Below are 20150 nucleotides of genomic sequence, written 5' to 3' on the forward strand. Positions count from 1 at the left end.
GGAAGGCTTGTCGCCCGTTCTTCGCAGCGGCCCGCATCGGGTCTAGCTTTCCACGTTACGGAGGAGAAGTTCCATGCTCACAGCCGAAGCATCCGGCGTCTGCGTCATCTGCCCCACGCCCTTCACGCCGGACGGCGCGCTGGACGAGCGCAGCGCCGCGGCGATGACGGAGGCCTATGTGGCCACCGGGGCCACGGGCCTCACCATCCTCGGCATCATGGGCGAGGCGCCCAAGCTGGACGCCGAGGAGGCCATGCGCCTGGTCCGCATCGTGCTGAAGCATGCGGGCGGGCTGCCGGTGATCGTGGGCGTCTCCGCCGCCGGTTATGCGCCGATGCGCGCGCTGGCGCAGCGCTCCATGGAGGCGGGGGCCGCCGGCGTGATGATCGCGCCGCCCACCGGCCTTCGGGGCGACGACGCGGCGCTCTCCTGGATGCAGGGCGCGGCCGAAGCCGTGGCCCCCGCGCCCTGGGTCATCCAGGACTATCCGCAGGCGACGGGCATCAACCTGCCGGTCCGCGCCATCGCGGCCCTGGCGGCCGATCCGCGCTGCATGATGCTGAAGGCCGAGGACTGGCCCGGCCTCGACAAGATCTCCGCCCTTGTCGGGCTGATGAAGTCGGGCGAGATGCGCCGCATCGCCATCTATGGCGGCAATGGCGGGCTCTTCCTGCCCGAGGAGACGCTGCGCGGCGCCGACGGCATGATGACCGGCTACGCTTTCCCCGAGATGCTGGTGCGCGTCCGGGCGCTGCTGGCGGCCGGCGAGCGGGACGCGGCCATGGACCTCTTCGAGGCGCATCTGCCGTTGATCCGCACCGAGCACCAGCCGGGCCTGGGGCTCGCGGTGCGCAAATACGTGCTGATGCGCCGCGGCATCCTCGCCCATGCGACGGTCCGGAACCCCGGGCCGAAGCTCAGCGACGCCACCCGGGCCGAGGTGGACGCGCTGCTCGCCCGCCTGGCGCGCCGCGACCCCGTGGCCCTCAAGCTGGCGGCGGAATGAGGCGCGGGCACCTCCGGCCATGAGCGGTGATGACGACGATGATGATGAGGGCCCGCCCGGCGTTCCGCCGGGCACGCCCTTCTACATGACGCCGGATGGCCATGCGGCCCTCCAGGCCGAATTGCATCAGCTCTGGCATGGCGAACGCCCCAAGGTGACGGAGATCGTCTCCTGGGCCGCGGCCCTGGGCGATCGCAGCGAGAATGCGGACTACCAATACGGCAAGCGCCGCCTGCGCCAGATCGACAGCCGCGTGCGTTTCCTCCGGCGGCGGTTGGACCGTGCCGAGGTTGTGGATGCGCGGGACCAGAAGCGACGCGACCAGGTCTTCTTCGGCGCAACCGTGACCTATGCGCGCGAGGACGATTCCGAGGTCACGGTGACCATCGTCGGCATGGAGGAGGCGGATGCGACGCTGAGCCGCATCTCCTGGGTCTCGCCGGTGGCGCGCGCGCTGCTGGGCAAGCGCCAGGGGGACTTGGTGAAGCTGCGCACGCCGGCCGGCGTCGAGGAGATCGAAGTGGTGAAGATTTTCTACCCGGAGCGTGAAGCATGAGCGAGACAGCCGCCGTCATCGGCATGGGCCTGATGGGCTGCGATATTTCCGCGATCTTCCTGGCCGGGGGATGGCGCGTCGCGGCGCAGGAGCCGATGACCGATTCCTGGCCGGCGAAGCGCGAGCGCGTGCGGCTTTCGTTGAGCCAGCTGGGCGCCGATCCGGCCCTCGAGGCGGGCCTCACGCTTGTCGCGACCCTGGAGGAGCTTCCCTTCGCCGAATGCGGCTGCGTGATTGAGGCGGCGCCGGAGCGGATGGACCTGAAGCGCCAGGTCTTCGGCGTGCTGGACCGGCTGGTGCCGGCGGGCATTCCCATCGGCTCCAACGCCTCGGGCTACCGCATCACCGAGATCGCGCGGGACTGCGCGACGAAATCCCGCATGTGCAACCTGCACTTCTTCCTGCCGGCGCATCTGGTCCCCGGCGTCGAGGTGGTGAAGGGCGAGGCGACGGAGGATTGGGTCATCGATCGCTTCTTCGCCATCATGGAGAAGCTCGGCCGCATGCCGATCCGCGTCTCGCGCGACGAGCCGGGCTTCCTCGCCAACCGTATCCAGCACGCGCTGATGCGCGAGGCCTTCTCCTGCATCGATTCCGGCCTCGCCACGGCCGAGGATGTGGACCGGGCGGTGCGCTACTGCTTCGGTTTCCGCTACCTCGCGGCCGGGCCGATCCTGCAGAAGGAGCTGGCGGGGTTGGAGACGCAGCTCGCGGCCGGCGCCACCATCTATCCGAGCCTGAACACGAGCCCCGAGCCCTCGCCGGGCTTGGCCAAGCTCGTCGCCGAGAACCGGCTCGGCCCGAAGACCGGGCGGGGCTATCGCGAATGGCCGCCTGAGAAGGCCGCCGCCGAGCGCGCCCGCTACGAGCGCGTCCTGGCCGCCGCCCAACCGCTGCTGCGCGACGAAGTATGAAGAAGTCCTGGGTCGTCCTGCTGCTGGGGGCGGCCCAGACCCTGGCCTGGGGCGGCAGCTACTACCTGCCCGCCATCCTGGCCCCCGCGATGGCACGGGATACCGGCCTCGCCACCTCGACGGTCTTCGTCGCTTTCTCCTGCGCCATGTTGATCGCCGCCGTCCTGGGCCCGCGGGTGGGGGCGGCGATCGACCGCCACGGCGGCAGGGGGGTGCTGGCCCTCTCCAACCTCGTCTTCGCGCTGGGGCTGGCGCTGCTGGCCACGGCCCATGGACCGGTGCTGGTCTTCGCGGGATGGCTGGCGATGGGCGTGGCCATGGGCATGGGCCTCTACGATGCAGCCTTCGCGGCCCTTGCCCGGCTCTACGGCAAGGAGGCGCGTGGCGCGATCACCGGCATCACGCTCATCGCGGGCTTCGCCAGCACCCTGGGCTGGCCGCTGACCTCGGCGATGCAGGCCGCCTGGGACTGGCGCGGCGCCTGCCTCGGCTGGATCGCCATCCACCTTCTGCTTGCCCTGCCGCTCAACCTGCTGCTGCCGCGGGCAGGCGCGCGCGAGGTCGTGGCGCCGAAGCCCATGCCCTCCGCCGCCGTGCGGCAGACGCGCCGCTCGGCGATCCTGATGGCGGCGATCTTCTCGGTAAGCTCCTTCACCGCGGCGGCGCTCGGCGCCCATCTTCCCGCGCTGCTGCTGGCCGTCGGCGCCACGCCGGCCGCCGCGGTCCTGGCGGGCGCGCTGCTTGGCCCGGCGCAGGTGGGGGCGCGGGTGCTGGAATTCACGCTGCTGCGCAAGGCGCATCCGCTGCTCTCGGCCAAGCTGGCGCAGGTCAGCCACCCGGTGGCCGCCGTGCTGCTGCTGGTCTTCGGCGCGCCGGCGGCCATGGTCTTCGCCGTGATCCACGGCGCGGGGAATGGCATCCTCACCATCGTGCGCGGCACGCTGCCGCTCGCGGTCTTCGGCGCGGCCGGCTATGGCGCGCGGCAGGGGATGATCGTGGCGCCGGGCCGTTTCCTCGCGGCCCTGGCGCCGGCCGTCTTCGGCTTTTTCGTGGAGGGCTACGGCGCTTCGGCGCTCTGGCTGACCATCGGCCTGTCGATGGCGGCCTTCATCGGCCTGTACTGGCTTCGCGTTCAGCCAGAATCCGAAGAAGCGCCGCGTTGAACTCTTCCGCCGCCTCGTAGGAAACCCAATGCCCGGCGCCCTGCACGACGTACGAGAGCAGCGTCGGGTCGATGGCGCGCAGCACGTCGAGCCGCGACTGCACGTCCGGCCAGGCCACCGTGTCCATCTCGCCCCAGATGCCGTTAATGGGGGCGGTCGCCTTCTCCAGCGCTTCCTTCAGGCTGGCGCCGGAGGCGAAGCCCCGGCTGCGGAAGCGGGCGTGCTGGGTGTTGAACTCCTGGATGTCGAGCGCCGTGTCGTCGATCTTCGAGCGGTCGCGGATCATCAGCCGGGCCAGGTTCTCGGCATTGGCGGCGCGGCGCTCGGCGCCCTGCTTGTCGCGGACCTTGAGGAGCTCCAGCGGCGGGCGCGGCAGGCCGAGCGAGGCCGCGCCGACGACGGTGACGGTGCGGACATGGTCGCCCTCCAGCGCCGCCAGGTGGCCGCCGACATTGGCGCCGAAGGAGAAGCCGGTGAGGTGGTAGCGCCGGTCCGGGCCGAGCAGGGAGGCCAGGCCCGCGGCCAGCGGCCGGGCCACGTCATAGATGTCCTTCGCATCCGGCGGCATGGCGCTTTCGCCCAGGCCCGGGATATCGGCGGCGAGGACGCGGTACTGCGCCGAGAGCGCGTCGATGTTGCGCAGCCAGTGCCGCCAGCTGCCCGAACCGCCATGCATCAGCACCAGCGTGCCGGGCGCGGAGCCCCAGCTGCGCCAGACGATGTCGCCATCGCCGCAGGGGGTGCGGGAGAGCTGGGCGCGGGCTTCGATGTCGTCGATCTCGGCGGTCATGCTGGCCTACTCCTTCCGCGCCGCGCTTCGACGCGCGCTATCCAGGTGGTTGAGATGAAGATGACGGCGGCGCCGACCAAGGTCGAAGAGGTCGGGATCTCCGACAGGACGAGGTAGCCGAGGGTCGCGGCCCAGATCATGTCGAGGAACTTCACCGGCTGGGCGGTCGAGATATCGGCGACGCGATAGGCATTGGTCAGCAGCCAGTGGCCGAAGCTGCCGAGCGCGCCGCAGAGCAGCAGGACCGCCCATTGCGAGGCGCTGGGCCACTGCCAGACGTAGAGGGCGGCCGGCAGGGTGAAGAGCGTCACCGTCAGGGACTGCCAGGCCACGATGACCGTCGGCGAGTCCCGCTTGGCCAGCGCCTTGGTGATGAGGAAGGAGGCCGCGAAGAGCGGCGAGGAGGCCAGCATCAGCAGCGAGCCCCAGTTGCCGCCGCCGGTCAGGCCCGGCCAGACCACCACGAGCACGCCCACGAAGCCGATGAGCCCCGCGACCCAGCGTTGCCAGAACATGACCTCCTTCAGCCAGATCACTGCGCCGATCATGATGAAGATCGGCCCCGTGAAGCTGATGGCCACCAGCTCGGAGAAAGGGATGATCGGCAGCGCCGCGAACCAGAGGTAGAGGCCCGACGCATGCACGGCCCCGCGCCAGAGCTGGCCGCTGATGCTGCGCGTCCGATAGGCCGCCAGCCCCTCATGCAGAATCCACGGCGTCATGACGACCAGCCCCATGAAGTAGCGCAGGAACTGCACCTCGAAGGGCGGAAGCTGCTCGGACAGCATGCGCAGCATGATGTTGAGCAGGGAGAAGGTGAAGCCGGCGCCCACGGCGTAGAGCATGCCGAGGATGGCCGGGTTCACGCGGGCGCCTGTTTTCGGAGAGGGCGGCGGTTCTGCTGGTTCATGGGCTTTCCTGGATGCCGCGCAGCGTGGCGCGCCAGGCATCTTTGCGGAAGCCCCTCCGGCGCCTACCATCCATGCAAAGCCCGAAGCATGAACGTCCTGCAAGATCCCGCCTCATGCCCCGGGCCAGGTTGTGCCGCGCCTCCCGCCCGGCGGAAGCTGCTCAAGGACTGAAGCGATGCCCGACTCCAGCCTCCCCTTCGACCCCACGCGCATGAAGTTCGGCATCGGCCAGCCCGTGCCCCGGCAGGAAGATCCGAAGCTGCTCAAGGGCCAGGGTCGTTATACGGACGACCTGTCGCTGCCGGACCAGCTCTATGCCTATGTGCTGCGCAGCCCCTATGCGCATGCGGTCTTGAACTCGATGGACATCGGCGAGGCGCAGTCCGCCCCGGGGGTGCATGCCGTCATCACCGCGGCCGACCTCGGCGACTATGGCGAGATGATCTGCCCCATGCCGCTGAAGAGCATTGACGGCACGCCGCTCCGCACCACGCGCCGCGCGGCGCTCGCCAAGGACCGGCTGCGCTTCGTGGGCGATCCGATCGCGGTGGTCGTGGCGGAGACCAAGGCCCAGGCCAAGGACGCGGCCGAGCTCATCTTCCTTGACGTCGAGACCCTGCCGGCCGCCACGGAGGCCTCGGCCGCTGCCGCGCCGGATGCGCCGCTTCTCTATGACGACATCCCGGGCAACCAGGTGCTCGACTTCCGCTTCGGCGATGCGGGGAAGGTGGCCGAGGCCTTTGCCGCCGCGGCGCATGTGCAGAAGCTTTCCATCCGCAACAACCGTATCGTGGTGGCGGCGATGGAGCCGCGCAGCGCCATTGGCGAATACGAGGCCGAGACCGGGCGCTTCGTGCTGCGCGTCGGCTGCCAGGGCGTCTTCGGCCTGCGCAACCAGATGGCGGAAGTGCTGAAGGTGGCGCGGAGCCAGCTGCGCATCCTGACCGGCAATGTCGGCGGCAGCTTCGGCATGAAGTCCGCCGCCTATCCCGAGTACCTGCCGCTGCTGCACGCCGCCAAGGTGCTGGGCCGACCCGTGAAGTGGACGGATGAGCGCAGCGGCTCCTTCCAGTCCGACGCGCATGGCCGCGACCATGAGGTGGAGGCGGAGCTCGCGCTCGACGCGGAGGGCAAGTTCCTCGCCGTGCGGCTCACCAGCTTCGCCAATATGGGCGCCTACCTGACCAATGTTGGGCCGAACATGGCGACGGGCAACTACTCGAAGAACATCCAGTCGAACTACGCGACGCCGCTGCTGGAGGTGCACACGCGCTGCATCCTCACCAACTCGGTTCCCGTCACCGCCTATCGCGGCGCCGGCCGGCCCGAGGCCAATTACTACATGGAGCGGCTGATCGAGGAGGCCGCGCGGGCGATGGGGAAATCGCCCATCGAGCTGCGCAAGATCAACCACATCAAGAACGCGCAGATGCCCTATTCCGCCGCGAGCGGCAGCATCTACGACGGCGGCGACTTCTCGGCGATCCTGGACAAGGCGCTGGAGGCCGCGGACTTCTCGGGCTTCGAGGCGCGCCGGGCGGAGGCGAAGCAGCGCGGCAAGCTGCGCGGGATCGGCATCGGCAACTTCCTCGAATGCACGGCGCCGCCGATGAAGGAGCAGGGCGGCATCCGCTTCGGCGAGGACGGGACCGTCACCATCATCACCGGCACGCTCGACTACGGGCAGGGGCATTGGAGCCCCTTCGCGCAGGTGCTGCACCAGCATCTGGGCGTGCCCTTCGAGGCCGTCCGGCTGCTGCAGGGGGACAGCGACGAGCTGATCGCCGGCGGCGGCACAGGCGGCTCCAAGTCGCTGATGGCCTCGGGCGGGGCCATCGTCGAGGCCTCGGAACTCGTCATCGAGAAGGGGAGGAAGGCCGCCGCCCATGTGATGGAGACGGCCGTCGCCGATATCGAGTTCGACAGCGGCGCCTTCACCGTTGCGGGCACGGACCGCAGCATCGGCATCATGGAGCTGGCGGCGAAGCTCAAGGAGATGCCGCAGGCGGAGAGGGAGGCGGGCGAGCTGCCGGACAGCCTCGACGTCACGCATGTCTTCGACCAGGCGCCGATGGCCTTCCCGAACGGCTGCCATGTGGCCGAGGTCGAGATCGACCCGGAGACGGGCCATACGCGCTTCGTGAACTACGTGACCGTCAACGATTTCGGCGTGATCGTGAATCCGCTGCTGGTGCAGGGCCAGGCGCATGGCGGCATCGTGCAGGGCATCGGTCAGGCCATGCACGAATACGTCGCCTATTCGGAGGACGGCCAGCTGCTCTCCGGCAGCTTCATGGATTACGGCCTGCCGCGCGCCGACGACGTGCCGAGCTTCGGTTTCGAGAGCCATCCCGTGCCCTGCAAGACCAACCCGCTCGGCGCCAAGGGCTGCGGCGAGGCGGGTTGCGCGGGCTCCCTGCCGGCGGTGATGAACGCGATCGTCGAGGCGCTGCGGCCGATGGGCGTCGCGCATATGGACATGCCCGCGACGCCGGAGAAGATCTGGCGCGCCATCCACGCCGCCGCCTGACCAGCCGGGCGCTGACCCTCAGCGGGTCAGCAACACCCGCAGCACGATCGCGGAGACGCCGAGGATGCCCAGGCTCATCGCCATGGGCAGCGCGGTACCGTTGTGCAGGGTCGAGACGAGGGTTCCGGCGATGGCGCCCATGCCGAACTGCACGGTCCCCAGCAGCGCCGAGGCCGTGCCCGCGATATGCGGGAAGGGCGTGATCGCCAGCACGCTGCCCACCGGCGCCACAATGCCGAGGGTGGCTATGTAGAAGATGATCGACGCATAGACCGCGAAGAAGGGCGCGCCGAGCAGGACGCAGAGCGTCAGCAGCGAGCCGGCCAAGGCGATCATGGCGACAGAGACGGTATAGACGCGCTCGCGGCCGAAGCGCGTGGCCAGCCGCCCGCCGAGCTGGGACACCAGGATGAAGCCCACGGCGCCGGCGCCGAAATAGAGGCCGTACTGCGCCGGCGGGATGCCGTAGATCGAGATGAAGACGAAGGGCGAGCCTGAGATATAGGCGAACATCCCGCCCATCGCGAGGCCGGAGACCAGCGCCGTGGAGAGGAAGCGGCGGTCCGTGATCAAGGCGCCGTAGCTCCGCATCACGGCGGTGATGGAGGAGCGCTGGCGCTTTGCGGGCGGATGGGTCTCCGGAAGGAAGAGCAGGCACAGGCCGAGCGCCAGCGCCCCGATCAGCGCCAGGCACCAGAAGATGGCGCGCCAGCCGAGCGCCGCGGCGAGGTAGCCGCCCAGGACCGGCGCCAGGATCGGCGCGACGCCCATCACCAGCATCAGCCGGCCCATCAGCTTCACCGGATCGATCTCATGCGCCACGTCGCGCACCACGGCACGCGCGATGACCATGCCCGCGCAACCCGCCAGCGCCTGGATCAGGCGGAGCAGGATCAGCGCCTCCATGCTCGTGGCCAGGGCGCAGAGGGCCGAGGCCACGATATAGATGGCGAGTCCGATGAAAAGCGGCCGCCGCCGGCCCAGCCGGTCCGCGAGCGGGCCATGGACGAGCTGCCCGGCGCCGAGGCCGATGAAATAGGCCACCAGCGTCAGCTGCGCCCTTTCAATTCCCCCTCCCAGCTCGTGTCCGATCTCCGGCAGCGACGACAGGTACATGTCGATCGACAGCGGCGCGAAGGCCGAGAGCAGGCCCAGGAGAAAGGCGAGGCGGTTCTGGCGGCTCATGCAGGCATCCGCGCCGCGGATCGGGTGATGTCGGCAGTCTCGGTCATCGATGCCTCTTCTCGTTCCGCAGCGGCAATATAATGCTGCTATGCAGCATAGCTGGGCGACCTGACCAAGGCCGCAAGGCGCGACCCCGCGCTGACGGGCCCGCATGGGTATCGAGCGGATTGGCGAAGGGCGAAAGCCCAAAGAGCGCTTTCCGCGCTCCCGATCTAGATATGCAGGTACTGCTCGCGCAGTTCCGGCGCGGCTGCCAGGGCCGCGCTATCGCCGGTCCAGACGGTGCGGCCGCGCTCGATGATCACGTGCCGGTTCGCCAGCTGCATCACGGCCGAGAGGTTCTTGTCGATGAGCAGGATCGCCTGCCCCTCGGCCTTCAGCCGGCCGAGCACGCTCCAGATCTCCGCGCGGACGAGCGGCGCCAGGCCCTCGGTGGCTTCGTCCAGGATGAGCAGCCGGGGATTGGTCATCAGGGCGCGGCCGATGGCCAGCATCTGCTGCTCGCCGCCCGAGAGGTTGCGGCCGGCATTGCCGCTCCGCTCCCGCAGGCGGGGGAAGAGCGCATAGACCGCCTCCAGATTCCACCGGCCGGGGCGTGCGGTGGCGACCAGGTTCTCCTCCACGCTCAGCGTCGGGAAGATCTGCCGTCCTTCCGGGACCAGCCCGATGCCCTGCCGCGCGATGACATGCGGTGCGAGGCCGATGAGCGCCGTCTCCCCGAAGCGAAGGCTGCCCGCGGTGACGCGGCCGCCGACGCTGCCCAGCAGCCCCATGATGGCGCGGATGGTGGTCGTCTTGCCCATGCCGTTGCGGCCGAGCAGCGTCACGACCTCGCCGGCCTCCAGGCCGAAGGTGACGTCCGTCAGCGCCTGGCTCTGGCCATAGGCGGCGGCGAGGCCTTCGATATGCAGCATCAGGCCGCCTCCTCGTCGCCGAGATAGGCGTCGCGGACGACGGGGTCGGCGCGGATCTCGTCCTTCGTGCCGGAGGCGATGACCTTGCCCTGCGCCAGCACCGAGATCCGGTCCGCCAGGGCGAAGACGGCCGGCATGTCGTGCTCGATGAGGAGGATGCCGTAGCGGCCGCGCAGCTCGCCGAGGATGCGCATGAGCCGTTCGGCCTCCTCGGCGCCGGTGCCGGCCAGCGGTTCGTCCAGCAGCAACAGGCGCGGCTGCATGGCCAGCGCGACGGCGAGCTCCAGCTGCCGCTTCTCGCCATGCGAAAGCGCGGCGGCCGGCAGGGCGGCGCGGCGCTCCAGCCCGACCTCGGTCAGCGCAGCCATGGCCTGGTCGTTCAGCGCCGCCTCGTGCAGCGCGGGGCGGAAGAAGCGGAAGGAGGAGCCGCTGCGCGCCTGCACGGCCAGGGCCACGTTCTCGAGCGCCGAGAAGCCGGGCAGGAGGCTGGTGATCTGGAAGCTCCGCGCCAGCCCCCGCCGCGCCCGCTGCGCGAGGGAGAGGCGGGTCACATCCTCGCCGGCGAAGACGATCTGCCCGGCATCGGGCGCCAGCGTGCCGCTGATCTGGTGGATCAGCGTCGTCTTGCCGGCGCCGTTGGGGCCGATCAGGGCGTGGATCTCGCCCTGGCGCAGTTCCAGCGAGACGTCGTCGGTGACCGTGAGGCCGCCGAAGCTCTTGTGCAGGCCCCGCAGCTCGAGCAGCGGCTCAGTCACGGCGCAGCACCCCGGCCATGCCGTCGCGCATGAAATAGACGCAGAGGATGAGCAGCGGGCCGAAGATCAGCCGCCAATGCTCGGTGAGATGGGCGAGCCATTCCTCGATGAGGATGAAGGCCAGGGCTCCCATCAGCGCCCCGTGCGGCCCGGCCACACCGCCAAGGATCACCATGAAAAGCAGGTCACCGCTGCGCTGCCAGCTCAGATAGGCGGGGGCGACGAACTCCGCGCCATTGGCGAGCAGAACGCCCGCGAGCCCGCCGAGGGCGCCCGCGAGGGCATAGGCGACGAGGCGGTAGCGATAGGGCTCGAAGCCCACGGCCCGCGCCCGGGTCTCGTTCTGATGGGCCGCGCGCAGCACCCGCCCGAAGCGGCTCGCCAGCAGGGTCTCGACCAGCGCCCAGGACAGGATGAGCAGTCCGAGGCAGGCGAAGTGGAAGAAGAGCCGCCCTTCCAGCGCGCGCGTCCCGAAGAGCTCGGTGCGGTTGTAGAGGGTGTAGCCGTCGTCGCCGCCATAGACCGAGAGGGAGGAGGTGGCGAAGAAGGCCATCTGGCCGAAGGCCAGGGTGATCATGATGAAATGCACGCCCGAGGTGCGGATCGCGACCGCGCCCGTCACCGCCGCGAAGGCGCCCGCCGCGGCCATGGCGGCCGGGATCACGATCCAGGCCTCGGTGATGCGGGCATGGTCCAGCACCACGACGCCATAGGCGCCGATGCCCAGCATGGCGGCATGGCCCAGGCTGACCAGGCCGGCGCCGCCGACGATCAGCGAGAGCGAGATGGCGGCGATGCCGAAGATCATCGCCCGCGCGAGCAGCGTCAGCGAATAGCCCTGACCGAAGCCGATGAAGGGGGCGATGGCCAGCAGCGCGAAGATCGCGAGCGGCACCGCGGCGTCGCGCCACCTCATCGGCGGGCCGGGAAGAGGCCGGCGGGCCGGAAGGCCAGGATGGCCGCCATGACGATGTAGACCAGCATGGAGGCCAGGGCCGCACCCGTCTGCCGTGCGGCGGAGGGGTCGAGGAAGAGCCGCATCAGATCCGGCATCATCCCGCGCCCCAGCGTTTCGACGAGACCCACCAGCAGGGCCGCCACGAAGGCGCCGCGGATGCTGCCGATGCCGCCGATCACGATCACCACGAAGGCGAGGATCAGCGGCGCATCGCCCATGCCCGGCTCGACGGAGAGGATGGGGGCCGCCAGCACCCCGGCGAAGCCCGCCAGCATGGCGCCGAAGCCGAAGACCAGCATGAAGAGCCGGCGGATATCGATGCCGAGCGCGCTCACCATCGGCGCGTTGCTGGCCCCCGCGCGGACCAGCATGCCGGCGCGCGTCCGCTCGACCAGGAACCAGAGCAGGCCGGCGACGGCGAGGCCGGCCCCGAGGATCGCGAGGCGATAGGTGGGGTAGAGCAGCCCGTCCATCACCGGGATGCCGCCATTCAGGGCCTCCGGCAGCGGCATCTGCAGGGGCGCCGTGCCGAAGAGCGCCTTCATGGCCTGGTTGAGGAAGACGATCACGCCGAAGGTCGCGAGCACCTGCGAGAGATGATCGCGGTCGTAGAAGTGCCGGAAGACCAGGAATTCCAGCAGCAGCCCGAAGAGGAGGGTGGCGGGCAGGGCCAGCAGGAGCCCGAGCCAGAAGCTGCCCGTCCAGGCCGCGAGCGTCGCGCCCAGATAGGCCCCCACCATGTACTGCACGCCATGGGCGAGGTTGATGAAGTCCATGACGCCGAAGACCAGCGTGAGGCCGGCGGCGATGAGAAAGAGCAGGATGCCGAACTGAAGACCGTTCAGCACCTGGATCAGGAGGAGCGTCGTGTTCACCCGGGGAGGATTAGCCGGGCCGGCTCAGATGCGCACGGGCATCCGGCATTCGCGCGCCCAGGGATCGATATCGGCGGTAAGGACCTTGCGCACCGTCTCCGTCTGGAAGCGGCCGTCCGGCCGGCGCGCGACCTGGAGCTGCCAGAGGTCCTGCACGGGGTACTGGTTGATGCCGAAGCGGAAGGCGCCGCGCACGCTCTGAAAGTCTGCGGCCGCGATGGCGGCGCGCAGGGCGTTCTTGTCGGAGAGGTTGCCGCCGACCTTCCGCACGGCGGAATCGAGTAGCCGCGCGGCGTCGTAGCTATGCGCGGCATAGCTGGCCGGGACGTAGTTGAAGACGCCCTCGAAGTCGCGGACGAAGGCCTGGTTCGCGGGGTTGTCCATGTTCGGCGCCCAGGTGGCGGCCGAATAGAAGCCGAGCGCCGCCTCGCCCTGGGCGGGCAGCGTCGATTCATCGACGGTGAAGGTCGAGAGGAAGGGGATGTTGGCGAGGCCGGCCTGCCGGTACTGCTTCACGAGGTTCACGCCGAGCCCGCCCGGCATGAAGGTGAAGACGGCGTCCGGCCGGAGGGAGGCGATGCGCGCCAGCTCGGCCGAGAAGTCCAGCTGCGTCAGCGGCACGTAGACCTCGTCCACGATCGTTCCCTGGAACTTGGACTTGAAGCCCGCCACCGCGTCGCGGCCTGCCTGGTAGTTCGGCGTCAGCACGAAGACGCGGCGGTAGTTCGAATCCTGCGCCACCTTGCCCATCACCGAATGGACCTGGTCGTTATTGTAGCTGGTGGTGAAGAAGTAGGGGCTGCAGCCGCGGCCGGCGAGCGTCGAGGGGCCGGCATTGGTCGAGATGAGGAAGGTGCCGGAATCCGTCACCGGCCGGATGATCGCGCCCAGGATGTTCGAGAAGACGACGCCGACGACGAAGTCCACCTTGTCGCGCTCGATCGCGGCGCGGACCTTGGTGACGGCGACGTCCGGCCGCAGCTCGTCGTCGATGACGATCGTCTCTACCCGGCGGCCGCCGATCTTCGTGTCGAGGTGCCGCATGCCGAGCATCCAGCCGTCGCGCAGATGCGTGCCGAGGGAGGCGCCGGCGCCCGTCAGCACCGCGACGAGGCCGATCTTGATGGGGGCCGTCTGGGCATGGACGGCCGGGGCGGCGAGGGCCGCGGCGCCGGTTCCGGCGAGGAATGTTCGGCGGGCGAGGTCCGGATTGTCCTGAATCGCCATGGGATGCCCTCCGAGCATTGATTTCATTCTCAAATATTCGATACCGTGCCGCCGCCCCGGCATGCAAGCCTCGCCTCCTCCATTCCGCGACGATGTCAGAATGGAATTATAGGCGGCCGAGCCACGGCGCCGGTCCTTCACGGACCTTCCCATGAAAATTCTCCTCGCCCTCGGAATGATGGCCTGCCGGCGGCCGGGCCGCGCCTTCACCCCTTCGGCGAGGATGGGAAACCACTCCTTTCCCCTATCGACGCGGCCGGGGGCTTGTTAGGATGCGGAAAGGCTGCGGCGACCGTCGGCCCCATTTGCCCGGCTCTTCACTAGGGCGGGGATCCAGGAGGACCGAAGGCCATTCCGCGACAGGCATGAAGAGCGACCAACAAGTTTTCGCGCCACGCGCGAAGCGTCTGCGGATATTTTCGGCCATCGCCCGGATTTCCGATCCGGCCGAGCTTGCGGAGATGGCCGCCACCGCCGCCGCCGAATGGACGGGCGCCAGCTTTGGCCTCTGCTTCCTGCGCGAGCCAGGCATCACCGGCCTCTCGAAAGCCCTGCTGCAGGCCGTCGAGGGCTGCGGCGCGAAGGTCACCTTGCGGCCGACCCTCCAGGAAGCCGATACCTTCCTCAGCGACGACATCCGCATCGATCCCCGTTTCTGCGGCATGCCGTTGCTGCTCGGCCTGCCGGACGGATTGCCGGCCCCCGCGAGCTTCCTCTGCGTCCCAATCGCTTCGCCCGATGGCGATGTCCATGGTTGCATTGCCGTCCTGCATGAACGGCCGGCGGCCTTCGCTGGGGAGGAGGACGAGATTGCGGCCGCCGTGGCCGGCCAGGTCGCCATCGCCATCGACCACGCCCGATTGATGGAGGTCGCGCGGCGCGGGGCCGAGGCGCGCGGGAGGGTGGAGCAGGACAATGCCTGGTTCGCCTCCATCGTCGAGAATTCGGACGACGCCATCCTCAGCAAGTCCCTCACCGGCGATATCTCCAGCTGGAACGCCGGCGCCACGCGCCTCTTCGGCTATACCGAGCAGGAGGCCGTGGGTCGGCACGTCACCATCCTGATCCCCGAGGACCGCCTGCATGAGGAAGCGGATATTCTGGGCCGCATCCGCCGCGGCGAGCGCGTCCAGCACTACGAGACGGTGCGCCGCCGAAAGGATGGCTCCTTCCTCGACATCTCGCTGACGGTGTCGCCCGTGCGCGATGCGCAGGGCATCATCATCGGCGCCTCCAAGATCGCGCGCGACATCTCGGAACGGAAGCGCGCGCAGGAGCGCCAGAGCTTGCTGCTGCGCGAGATGAACCACCGGGTGAAGAACCTTTTTTCCGTTACGACCGGGCTCATCTCGGTCAGCGCGCTCACCGCGCAGGACACGGACGAGCTCGCCACCTCGCTGCGGGAGCGGGTGCTGGCGCTTTCCCGCGCCCATGACCTGACGCTGCCGGATCTGGGCCGCGAGATCACGGGGCAGGGGGGCACGACCCTCTTCGCCCTTCTCGCCGCGATCGTCGCGCCGCATGACTTCGCGGCGGCGTCGCGGCTGGAGCTCACGGGCGTGGATGTGCCGCTCAGCGGCTCGACGCTGACCTCGCTGGCGCTGCTGCTGCATGAGTTCACGACCAATGCCGCCAAGTACGGAGCGCTCTCGACCGGAAGGGGGCGGGTCGCGGTGCGGACCGCCATTGAGGGCGAGACTCTGTTGCTGAACTGGGCGGAGCAGGGCGGGCCGGCGGTCGACCCGGGCGGTAGCGGGGAGGGCTTCGGCAGCCTGCTGGAGCGCCTCACGGTGCAGGGGCTGGGCGGCGAGATCGCGCGGGATTGGGCACCGGAGGGTGTCGTCATCCGGCTCGAGATGCCGTTGGCGCAGCTCAGCGGCTAGGACTTCCGCGGCCCGGCGAGCATGGTTCGAAGCCGGCATTCCTGCCAAAAGAATGCATGCGAATCTATCTGGCTGGCCCCGAGGTCTTCCTGCCCGATGCAGCCGCGCTGGGCGCTGCCAAGAAGGCCATCTGCGCGCGGCACGGGCTGGAGGGCGTCTTTCCGCTCGACACCCAGGAACTGCCGGCCGCGGACCTTCCCGACTGGGCGCGCATCCATGCCGCCTGCGAGGCGCATATGCGGAGCTGCGACGCGCTCCTGGCCAATCTGACGCCCTTCCGCAGCGGCGGGGCCGATCCCGGCACGACCCTCGAGCTTGGCTACATGCGCGCCCTCGGCCGGCCGCTCTTCGGCTACACCCATGCGACGGGCGACTATCGGACGCGCATCACTTCCCGGCGGGACGGCGCGGCCTGGCGCGATGAGGCGGGCATGGAGGTCGAGGACTTCGGCCTCTCCGACAACCTCATGATCGAGGGCTCGATCGCGGCCTCCGGCGGCTTGTTCTTCCGCCCGGCGGCGCCGCTGGGGTGGAACGATACTTCCCTCTTCGAGGCCTGCGTCGTGGCGGCCGCCCGGCGGCTCCTGGGCTGACGGAAAGGGGACGGCGCCGTCGCGGCGCCGCCCTGTCGGGCTCAGGGGGCCCAGCGCGGCTTGCGCTTCTCCTTGAAGGCCGCGAGGCCTTCCTTGCCTTCGCTGCCGGCGCGCACCATCCAGCTTTCGTTCGCCAACTGCGCCATCTCATGCGCGGTCAGCGTCAGGCCGTTGGATTCCAGCAGGCTCGTCTTCGTCACGGCGATGGCGGCGGGCGAGGAGAGCAGCATGGCGGAGATGATCTCCTCCAACCGCGCTTCGAGGGCATCCGGCTCGTGCACCTCATGCACCAGGCCGATGCGCATGGCCTCCTCCGGGCCGAAGCGCTCGCCCGTGATGGCGTAGCGGCGGGCGTGGCGAAGCCCCATGGCATGGACCATGTGCGTGGAGATCGGCGTGGGGGACACGCCCACCCGCACCTCCGAAATGCCGAAGGTCGCTTTGGTCGAGGCCAGGGCTACATCGACGCAGCAGGCGATGCCGGTGCCGCCGCCGAAGCAGGCGCCGTGGATGACGGCGAAGGTCGGCTTGGCGAATTCGTTCAGCACCTGCATCGCGCGCGTCGTCTGCAGCGAGGCGGCGAAGGCCTCGGCCGGCGGGGCCGCCGCGGCGGCGCCGAGCCAGCCGATATCGGCCCCGGCCTGGAAGTTCTTGCCCGCGCCGCGGATCACGAGGCCGCGGATGGCCGGGTCGGCGGCGAGCTTCGGAATGCCCTCGATCAGCGCGTCGAGCATCTCGCCATTATAGGCATTGCCGAGGGCAGGGCGGTTCAGGGTGGCAGTCGCGATGCCGCGGCTATCCACGGACATCAGGACGACGGGTGATTCGTTCATGGTTATCTCCTCGCGGGCAGGGTCGTGCGGTGGGAGCGCGCTGGCAAGCCGGGGCCCGCCGCGCTTCCTCCCTCAGCCCGCCCGTTCCAGGGCGCGGGCAAAGCTGTCCGCCCGCGCGAGGTCCCAGTTCTCCCGATAGAAGTCGCTCTCCGCGCGGTTCTCGATGAGGTCGCGGGGCTGCGCGAAGTAGTGCGTCCGGTCGAATTGCCGCAGCTGCGCCGCGCCGGTCCGGCGCACCAGGTGGTGGGGGCGCAGGTCATCGGGATGGCGAAGGCCCGCCGCGCCGAGCATGTCGGCCAGGGCCTCGACCGTGCGGTCATGGAAGCGGGCGACGCGCTCGGCCTTGTCGGGAACCACCAGGGCGCGGCTGCGCTTCGGGTCCTGGGTGGCGATGCCCACGGGGCAGAGGTTGGTGTGGCAGCTCATCGACTGGATGCAGCCCAGCGCGAACATGAAGCCCCGGGCCGAGTTCACCCAATCCGCGCCGATGGCGAGCACGGCCGCCACATCGAAGGCGCTCACCAGTTTGCCGGCGACGCCGATCCGGATTCGCTCCCGCAGGCCGGCGCCGACCAGCGTGTTGTGGACGAAGAGCAGCCCCTCGCGCATCGGCAGGCCGATATGATCGCTGAACTCGACGGGCGCGGCGCCGGTGCCGCCCTCGCCGCCATCGATGACGATGAAGTCCGGGACGATGCCGGAGGCGAGCATGGCCTTGACGATGGCCATGAACTCCCAGGGCAGGCCGATGCAGAGCTTGAAGCCGACGGGCTTGCCGCCGGAGAGCTCCCGCAGCTGCTGCAGGAAGGCCATCATCTCCAGCGGCGTGGAGAAGGCCGAATGGCGCGCGGGCGAGATGCAGTCCACACCCACCGGCACGCCGCGCGTCGCGGCGATCTCGGGCGTCACCTTGCGGCCGGGGAGCACGCCGCCATGGCCGGGCTTGGCGCCCTGGCTGAGCTTGAGCTCGATCATCTTGATCTGTGGCGCCGTGGCCTGCGCGGCGAAACGCTCCGGGTCGAACCGGCCCTGCTCGTCGCGGCAGCCGAAATAGCCGCTGGCGACCTGCCAGACGATGTCGCCCCCATTCTCGCGATGGTAGGGACTGATGCTGCCCTCGCCGGTGTCGTGATAGAAGCCGCCGCGCGCCGCGCCCTTGTTCAGCGCCCGGATGGCATTGGCGGAGAGCGCGCCGAAGCTCATGGCCGAGATGTTGAAGATGCTGGCGGAATAGGGCTGCCGGCACTGGTCATTGCCGATGGTGACGCGGAACCCCTTGGGGTCCGGCGTGTCGATCGGCGCCAGCGACTGCTGAATGAACTCATAGCCGTCGGCATAGACATCCATGAGGGTGCCGAAGGGATGCTCGGACGGGGCTTCCTTCGCCCGGCGATAGACCAGCGAGCGTTGCGCGCGGGAGAAGGGCGTCGCCTCCGTGTCGTTCTCCAGCAGGTATTGCCGGATCTCGGGGCGGATCATCTCCACCAGCCAGCGCGCATGGCCGATGATCGGATAGTTCCGCAACACCGAATGCTGGGTCTGGAAAAGGTCCCAGAGGCCGAGCAGGGTCAGCGCGCCCAGGATGAGGGGCAGAACCACGCTCCATCCTCCGGCGGGCCTCAGCCACAGCGTCAGCAGGAAGCCCGCCGTCACGAGGGTGAAGACGGTGTATCGGCCCAGGTGGATCTTCTTCAACGTTCAGACCTTTGACCGCCGCTCCGGCGCAGGGAGACGACTTCCGCTTTCCTGGGGAAGTCCGTCCGGCGCGCTGCTCAGGGAGACGGCATGGGGGAGGAGATCAGCGTGCTCGCTCGCTCACTCACGGGGAGGCCTAGCCTCGGCCACTTCCGGGCCGGGCGCAATGCGGTCAGGCCGCGAGTTCCACACGGTTCCGGCCCAGGGACTTCGCCGTGTACATGGCCTGGTCGGCGCGGCGCAGCAGGCTCGCGAAATCCGCGTCGTCCGCCTGCGACACGGCGATGCCGACCGAGACGGTGATCGAGATCCGCTGCCCGCGCAGGATGAAGGGATGGCGCTGGACGGCCGATCGCAGGCGTTCCGCCGCCAGCTGTGCGCTCGGGAGGTCGCCACGGCCCAGTAGGGCCACGAATTCCTCGCCCCCCGTCCGCGCCAGCAGCTGGTCGGCGGTGATCTCGGCCTCCAGGGTCGCGGCGATGTGCTTCAGCGCGAGATCCCCGGCGTCGTGCCCGAAACCGTCATTGATCGCCTTGAAGTCGTCGACGTCGATCAGGGCCAGCGCGATCTGCCTTTCCGGGCTCCGCGCCCGGAAGTAGCTGCCGCCCACCTCGGTCAGCGTGCGGCGGTTCGCGAGGCCGGTCAGATAGTCGGTGGAGGCGGCGTTCTCCCATTGGCGACGGATATGTTCCGAGCACATGAGCAGGAAGGCCGTCGTCCCGATGACGGGCAGGACGGCGGAGACCATGGGGGACACCAGGTTCATCCAGTTCCGGCCATCCGCGACGCTGAAATCCGGCGGGATCGCGATGGCAACGAAATAGGCCGCCCGCACCCCCGTGAAGGCGGCGACCAGCAGGAAGAGAGTCTTCAGCATCTGCCGGCTGCGCGAGGCTTCGGCGCGCTTGCCGCTGCGGAGAACATGCACGCAGCGGCCCATCAGGACGGCCCAGGCCAGGGAGACCACGATGATGCGGATCGTCGTGTCCGGATGGATCGCCGAGAACCACAGGACGGAGAGCGTTCCGATAATCCCCGGCAGAAGGTCCACGTGGCGCGGGGGGTGTCTGAAGAAGCGCTGCAAGGCGCGCAGATACAGGGTGAGGCCCGACAGGAAGAGGGCATTGGCCAGTGTGACCAGCGGCACCACGGGAAGGAGCTGCGGGAAGGCGTAGAGCGCGCAGCCGATGGCGATGACGAGCGTCCCGGCCTGCCAGCGCAGGGCGGCAGGCCGGAGCGCCGGCGGCAGGTCACGAATCATGAGGCCCAGCACGCCGCCATTGGCGAACATCATCAGCGAAGTCGCTACGAATGCCGTGCTGGAATCCATAATCCTATTACGTGCGATGCTCCATACGCTGC

General features: G+C 69.3%; 18 protein-coding genes. 7 read left to right on the forward strand and 11 right to left on the reverse strand.

Annotated elements, in window-relative coordinates; translation table 11 throughout:
* Positions 1 to 73: 73 nt before the first annotated feature.
* The 4 genes from KHU32_RS17340 to KHU32_RS17355 are packed head-to-tail and all read left to right on the forward strand — an operon-like array spanning position 74 to position 3639.
* A complete protein-coding gene (locus tag KHU32_RS17340; RefSeq protein WP_213671406.1) occupies positions 74 to 1006 on the forward strand; it encodes a dihydrodipicolinate synthase family protein in 933 nt (310 codons plus the stop codon).
* Positions 1007 to 1025: 19 nt separating this feature from the next.
* Positions 1026 to 1562, forward strand: coding sequence for a transcription elongation factor GreB (gene greB / locus KHU32_RS17345; protein ID WP_213671407.1), 537 nt, complete (start codon positions 1026 to 1028; stop codon positions 1560 to 1562).
* A complete protein-coding gene (locus tag KHU32_RS17350) occupies positions 1559 to 2476 on the forward strand; it encodes a 3-hydroxyacyl-CoA dehydrogenase family protein (RefSeq protein ID WP_213671408.1) in 918 nt (305 codons plus the stop codon). Before greB ends, KHU32_RS17350 begins: the two co-directional genes overlap by 4 nt.
* Positions 2473 to 3639, forward strand: coding sequence for an MFS transporter (locus tag KHU32_RS17355; protein ID WP_213671409.1), 1167 nt, complete (start codon positions 2473 to 2475; stop codon positions 3637 to 3639). Before KHU32_RS17350 ends, KHU32_RS17355 begins: the two co-directional genes overlap by 4 nt.
* Here KHU32_RS17355 and KHU32_RS17360 read toward each other — a convergent pair.
* Entirely contained in the window at positions 3584 to 4429 is an 846-nt protein-coding gene (locus KHU32_RS17360) for an alpha/beta fold hydrolase (RefSeq protein ID WP_213671410.1), read from the reverse strand. The two genes, KHU32_RS17355 and KHU32_RS17360, sit on opposite strands and share 56 nt — an antisense overlap.
* Entirely contained in the window at positions 4426 to 5295 is an 870-nt protein-coding gene (locus KHU32_RS17365) for a DMT family transporter (protein WP_213671411.1), read from the reverse strand. The genes KHU32_RS17360 and KHU32_RS17365 overlap by 4 nt, the downstream gene beginning before the upstream one ends.
* A 220-nt stretch (positions 5296 to 5515) precedes the next feature.
* Here KHU32_RS17365 and KHU32_RS17370 point away from each other — a divergent pair, with 220 nt between their 5' ends.
* A complete protein-coding gene (locus tag KHU32_RS17370) occupies positions 5516 to 7870 on the forward strand; it encodes a xanthine dehydrogenase family protein molybdopterin-binding subunit (RefSeq protein ID WP_213671412.1) in 2355 nt (784 codons plus the stop codon).
* A gap of 18 nt (positions 7871 to 7888) precedes the next feature.
* Here KHU32_RS17370 and KHU32_RS17375 read toward each other — a convergent pair whose 3' ends face one another.
* The 6 genes from KHU32_RS17375 to KHU32_RS17400 all read right to left on the reverse strand — a co-directional run bounded on the left by KHU32_RS17375 (position 7889) and on the right by KHU32_RS17400 (position 13784).
* On the reverse strand, positions 7889 to 9055 hold the full coding sequence (locus tag KHU32_RS17375) for a Bcr/CflA family multidrug efflux MFS transporter (RefSeq protein WP_213671413.1): 1167 nt from the start codon (positions 9053 to 9055) through the stop codon (positions 7889 to 7891).
* 212 nt (positions 9056 to 9267) lie between these two features.
* Positions 9268 to 9969, reverse strand: a complete 702-nt coding sequence (locus tag KHU32_RS17380) for an ABC transporter ATP-binding protein (protein WP_213671414.1) — start codon at positions 9967 to 9969, stop codon at positions 9268 to 9270.
* Positions 9969 to 10724, reverse strand: a complete 756-nt coding sequence (locus KHU32_RS17385) for an ABC transporter ATP-binding protein (RefSeq protein ID WP_213671415.1) — start codon at positions 10722 to 10724, stop codon at positions 9969 to 9971. Before KHU32_RS17385 ends, KHU32_RS17380 begins: the two co-directional genes overlap by 1 nt.
* Entirely contained in the window at positions 10717 to 11640 is a 924-nt protein-coding gene (locus tag KHU32_RS17390) for a branched-chain amino acid ABC transporter permease (protein WP_213671416.1), read from the reverse strand. Before KHU32_RS17390 ends, KHU32_RS17385 begins: the two co-directional genes overlap by 8 nt.
* Complete coding sequence (locus KHU32_RS17395; protein WP_213671417.1) at positions 11637 to 12557, reverse strand: branched-chain amino acid ABC transporter permease; 921 nt, start codon at positions 12555 to 12557, stop codon at positions 11637 to 11639. The genes KHU32_RS17390 and KHU32_RS17395 overlap by 4 nt, the downstream gene beginning before the upstream one ends.
* Before the next feature lie 24 nt (positions 12558 to 12581).
* Entirely contained in the window at positions 12582 to 13784 is a 1203-nt protein-coding gene (locus KHU32_RS17400) for an ABC transporter substrate-binding protein (RefSeq protein ID WP_213671418.1), read from the reverse strand.
* A gap of 365 nt (positions 13785 to 14149) precedes the next feature.
* On the opposite strand from KHU32_RS17400, the gene KHU32_RS17405 reads away from it, so the two are divergent.
* Both KHU32_RS17405 and KHU32_RS17410 read left to right on the forward strand, forming a co-directional pair.
* Complete coding sequence (locus KHU32_RS17405; RefSeq protein WP_283771080.1) at positions 14150 to 15667, forward strand: PAS domain S-box protein; 1518 nt, start codon at positions 14150 to 14152, stop codon at positions 15665 to 15667.
* 56 nt (positions 15668 to 15723) lie between these two features.
* On the forward strand, positions 15724 to 16260 hold the full coding sequence (locus tag KHU32_RS17410; protein WP_213671420.1) for a nucleoside 2-deoxyribosyltransferase: 537 nt from the start codon (positions 15724 to 15726) through the stop codon (positions 16258 to 16260).
* Positions 16261 to 16301: 41 nt separating this feature from the next.
* Here KHU32_RS17410 and KHU32_RS17415 read toward each other — a convergent pair whose 3' ends face one another.
* From KHU32_RS17415 to KHU32_RS17425, 3 genes are all read right to left on the reverse strand, one after another.
* Entirely contained in the window at positions 16302 to 17093 is a 792-nt protein-coding gene (locus KHU32_RS17415) for an enoyl-CoA hydratase-related protein (protein ID WP_213671421.1), read from the reverse strand.
* A gap of 72 nt (positions 17094 to 17165) precedes the next feature.
* The gene (locus KHU32_RS17420; RefSeq protein ID WP_213671422.1) at positions 17166 to 18788 is read right to left on the reverse strand and encodes an FMN-binding glutamate synthase family protein; all 1623 of its coding nucleotides are present in this window, start codon (positions 18786 to 18788) and stop codon (positions 17166 to 17168) included.
* 172 nt (positions 18789 to 18960) lie between these two features.
* Positions 18961 to 20082 (reverse strand): GGDEF domain-containing protein, encoded by a 1122-nt coding sequence (locus KHU32_RS17425; protein ID WP_213671423.1) that lies wholly within the window; start codon positions 20080 to 20082, stop codon positions 18961 to 18963.
* Positions 20083 to 20150 lie beyond the last annotated feature (68 nt).

Origin of the sequence: Roseococcus pinisoli, from assembly GCF_018413645.1 — a bacterium.
Classification (GTDB): Bacteria; Pseudomonadota; Alphaproteobacteria; order Acetobacterales; family Acetobacteraceae; genus Roseococcus; species Roseococcus pinisoli.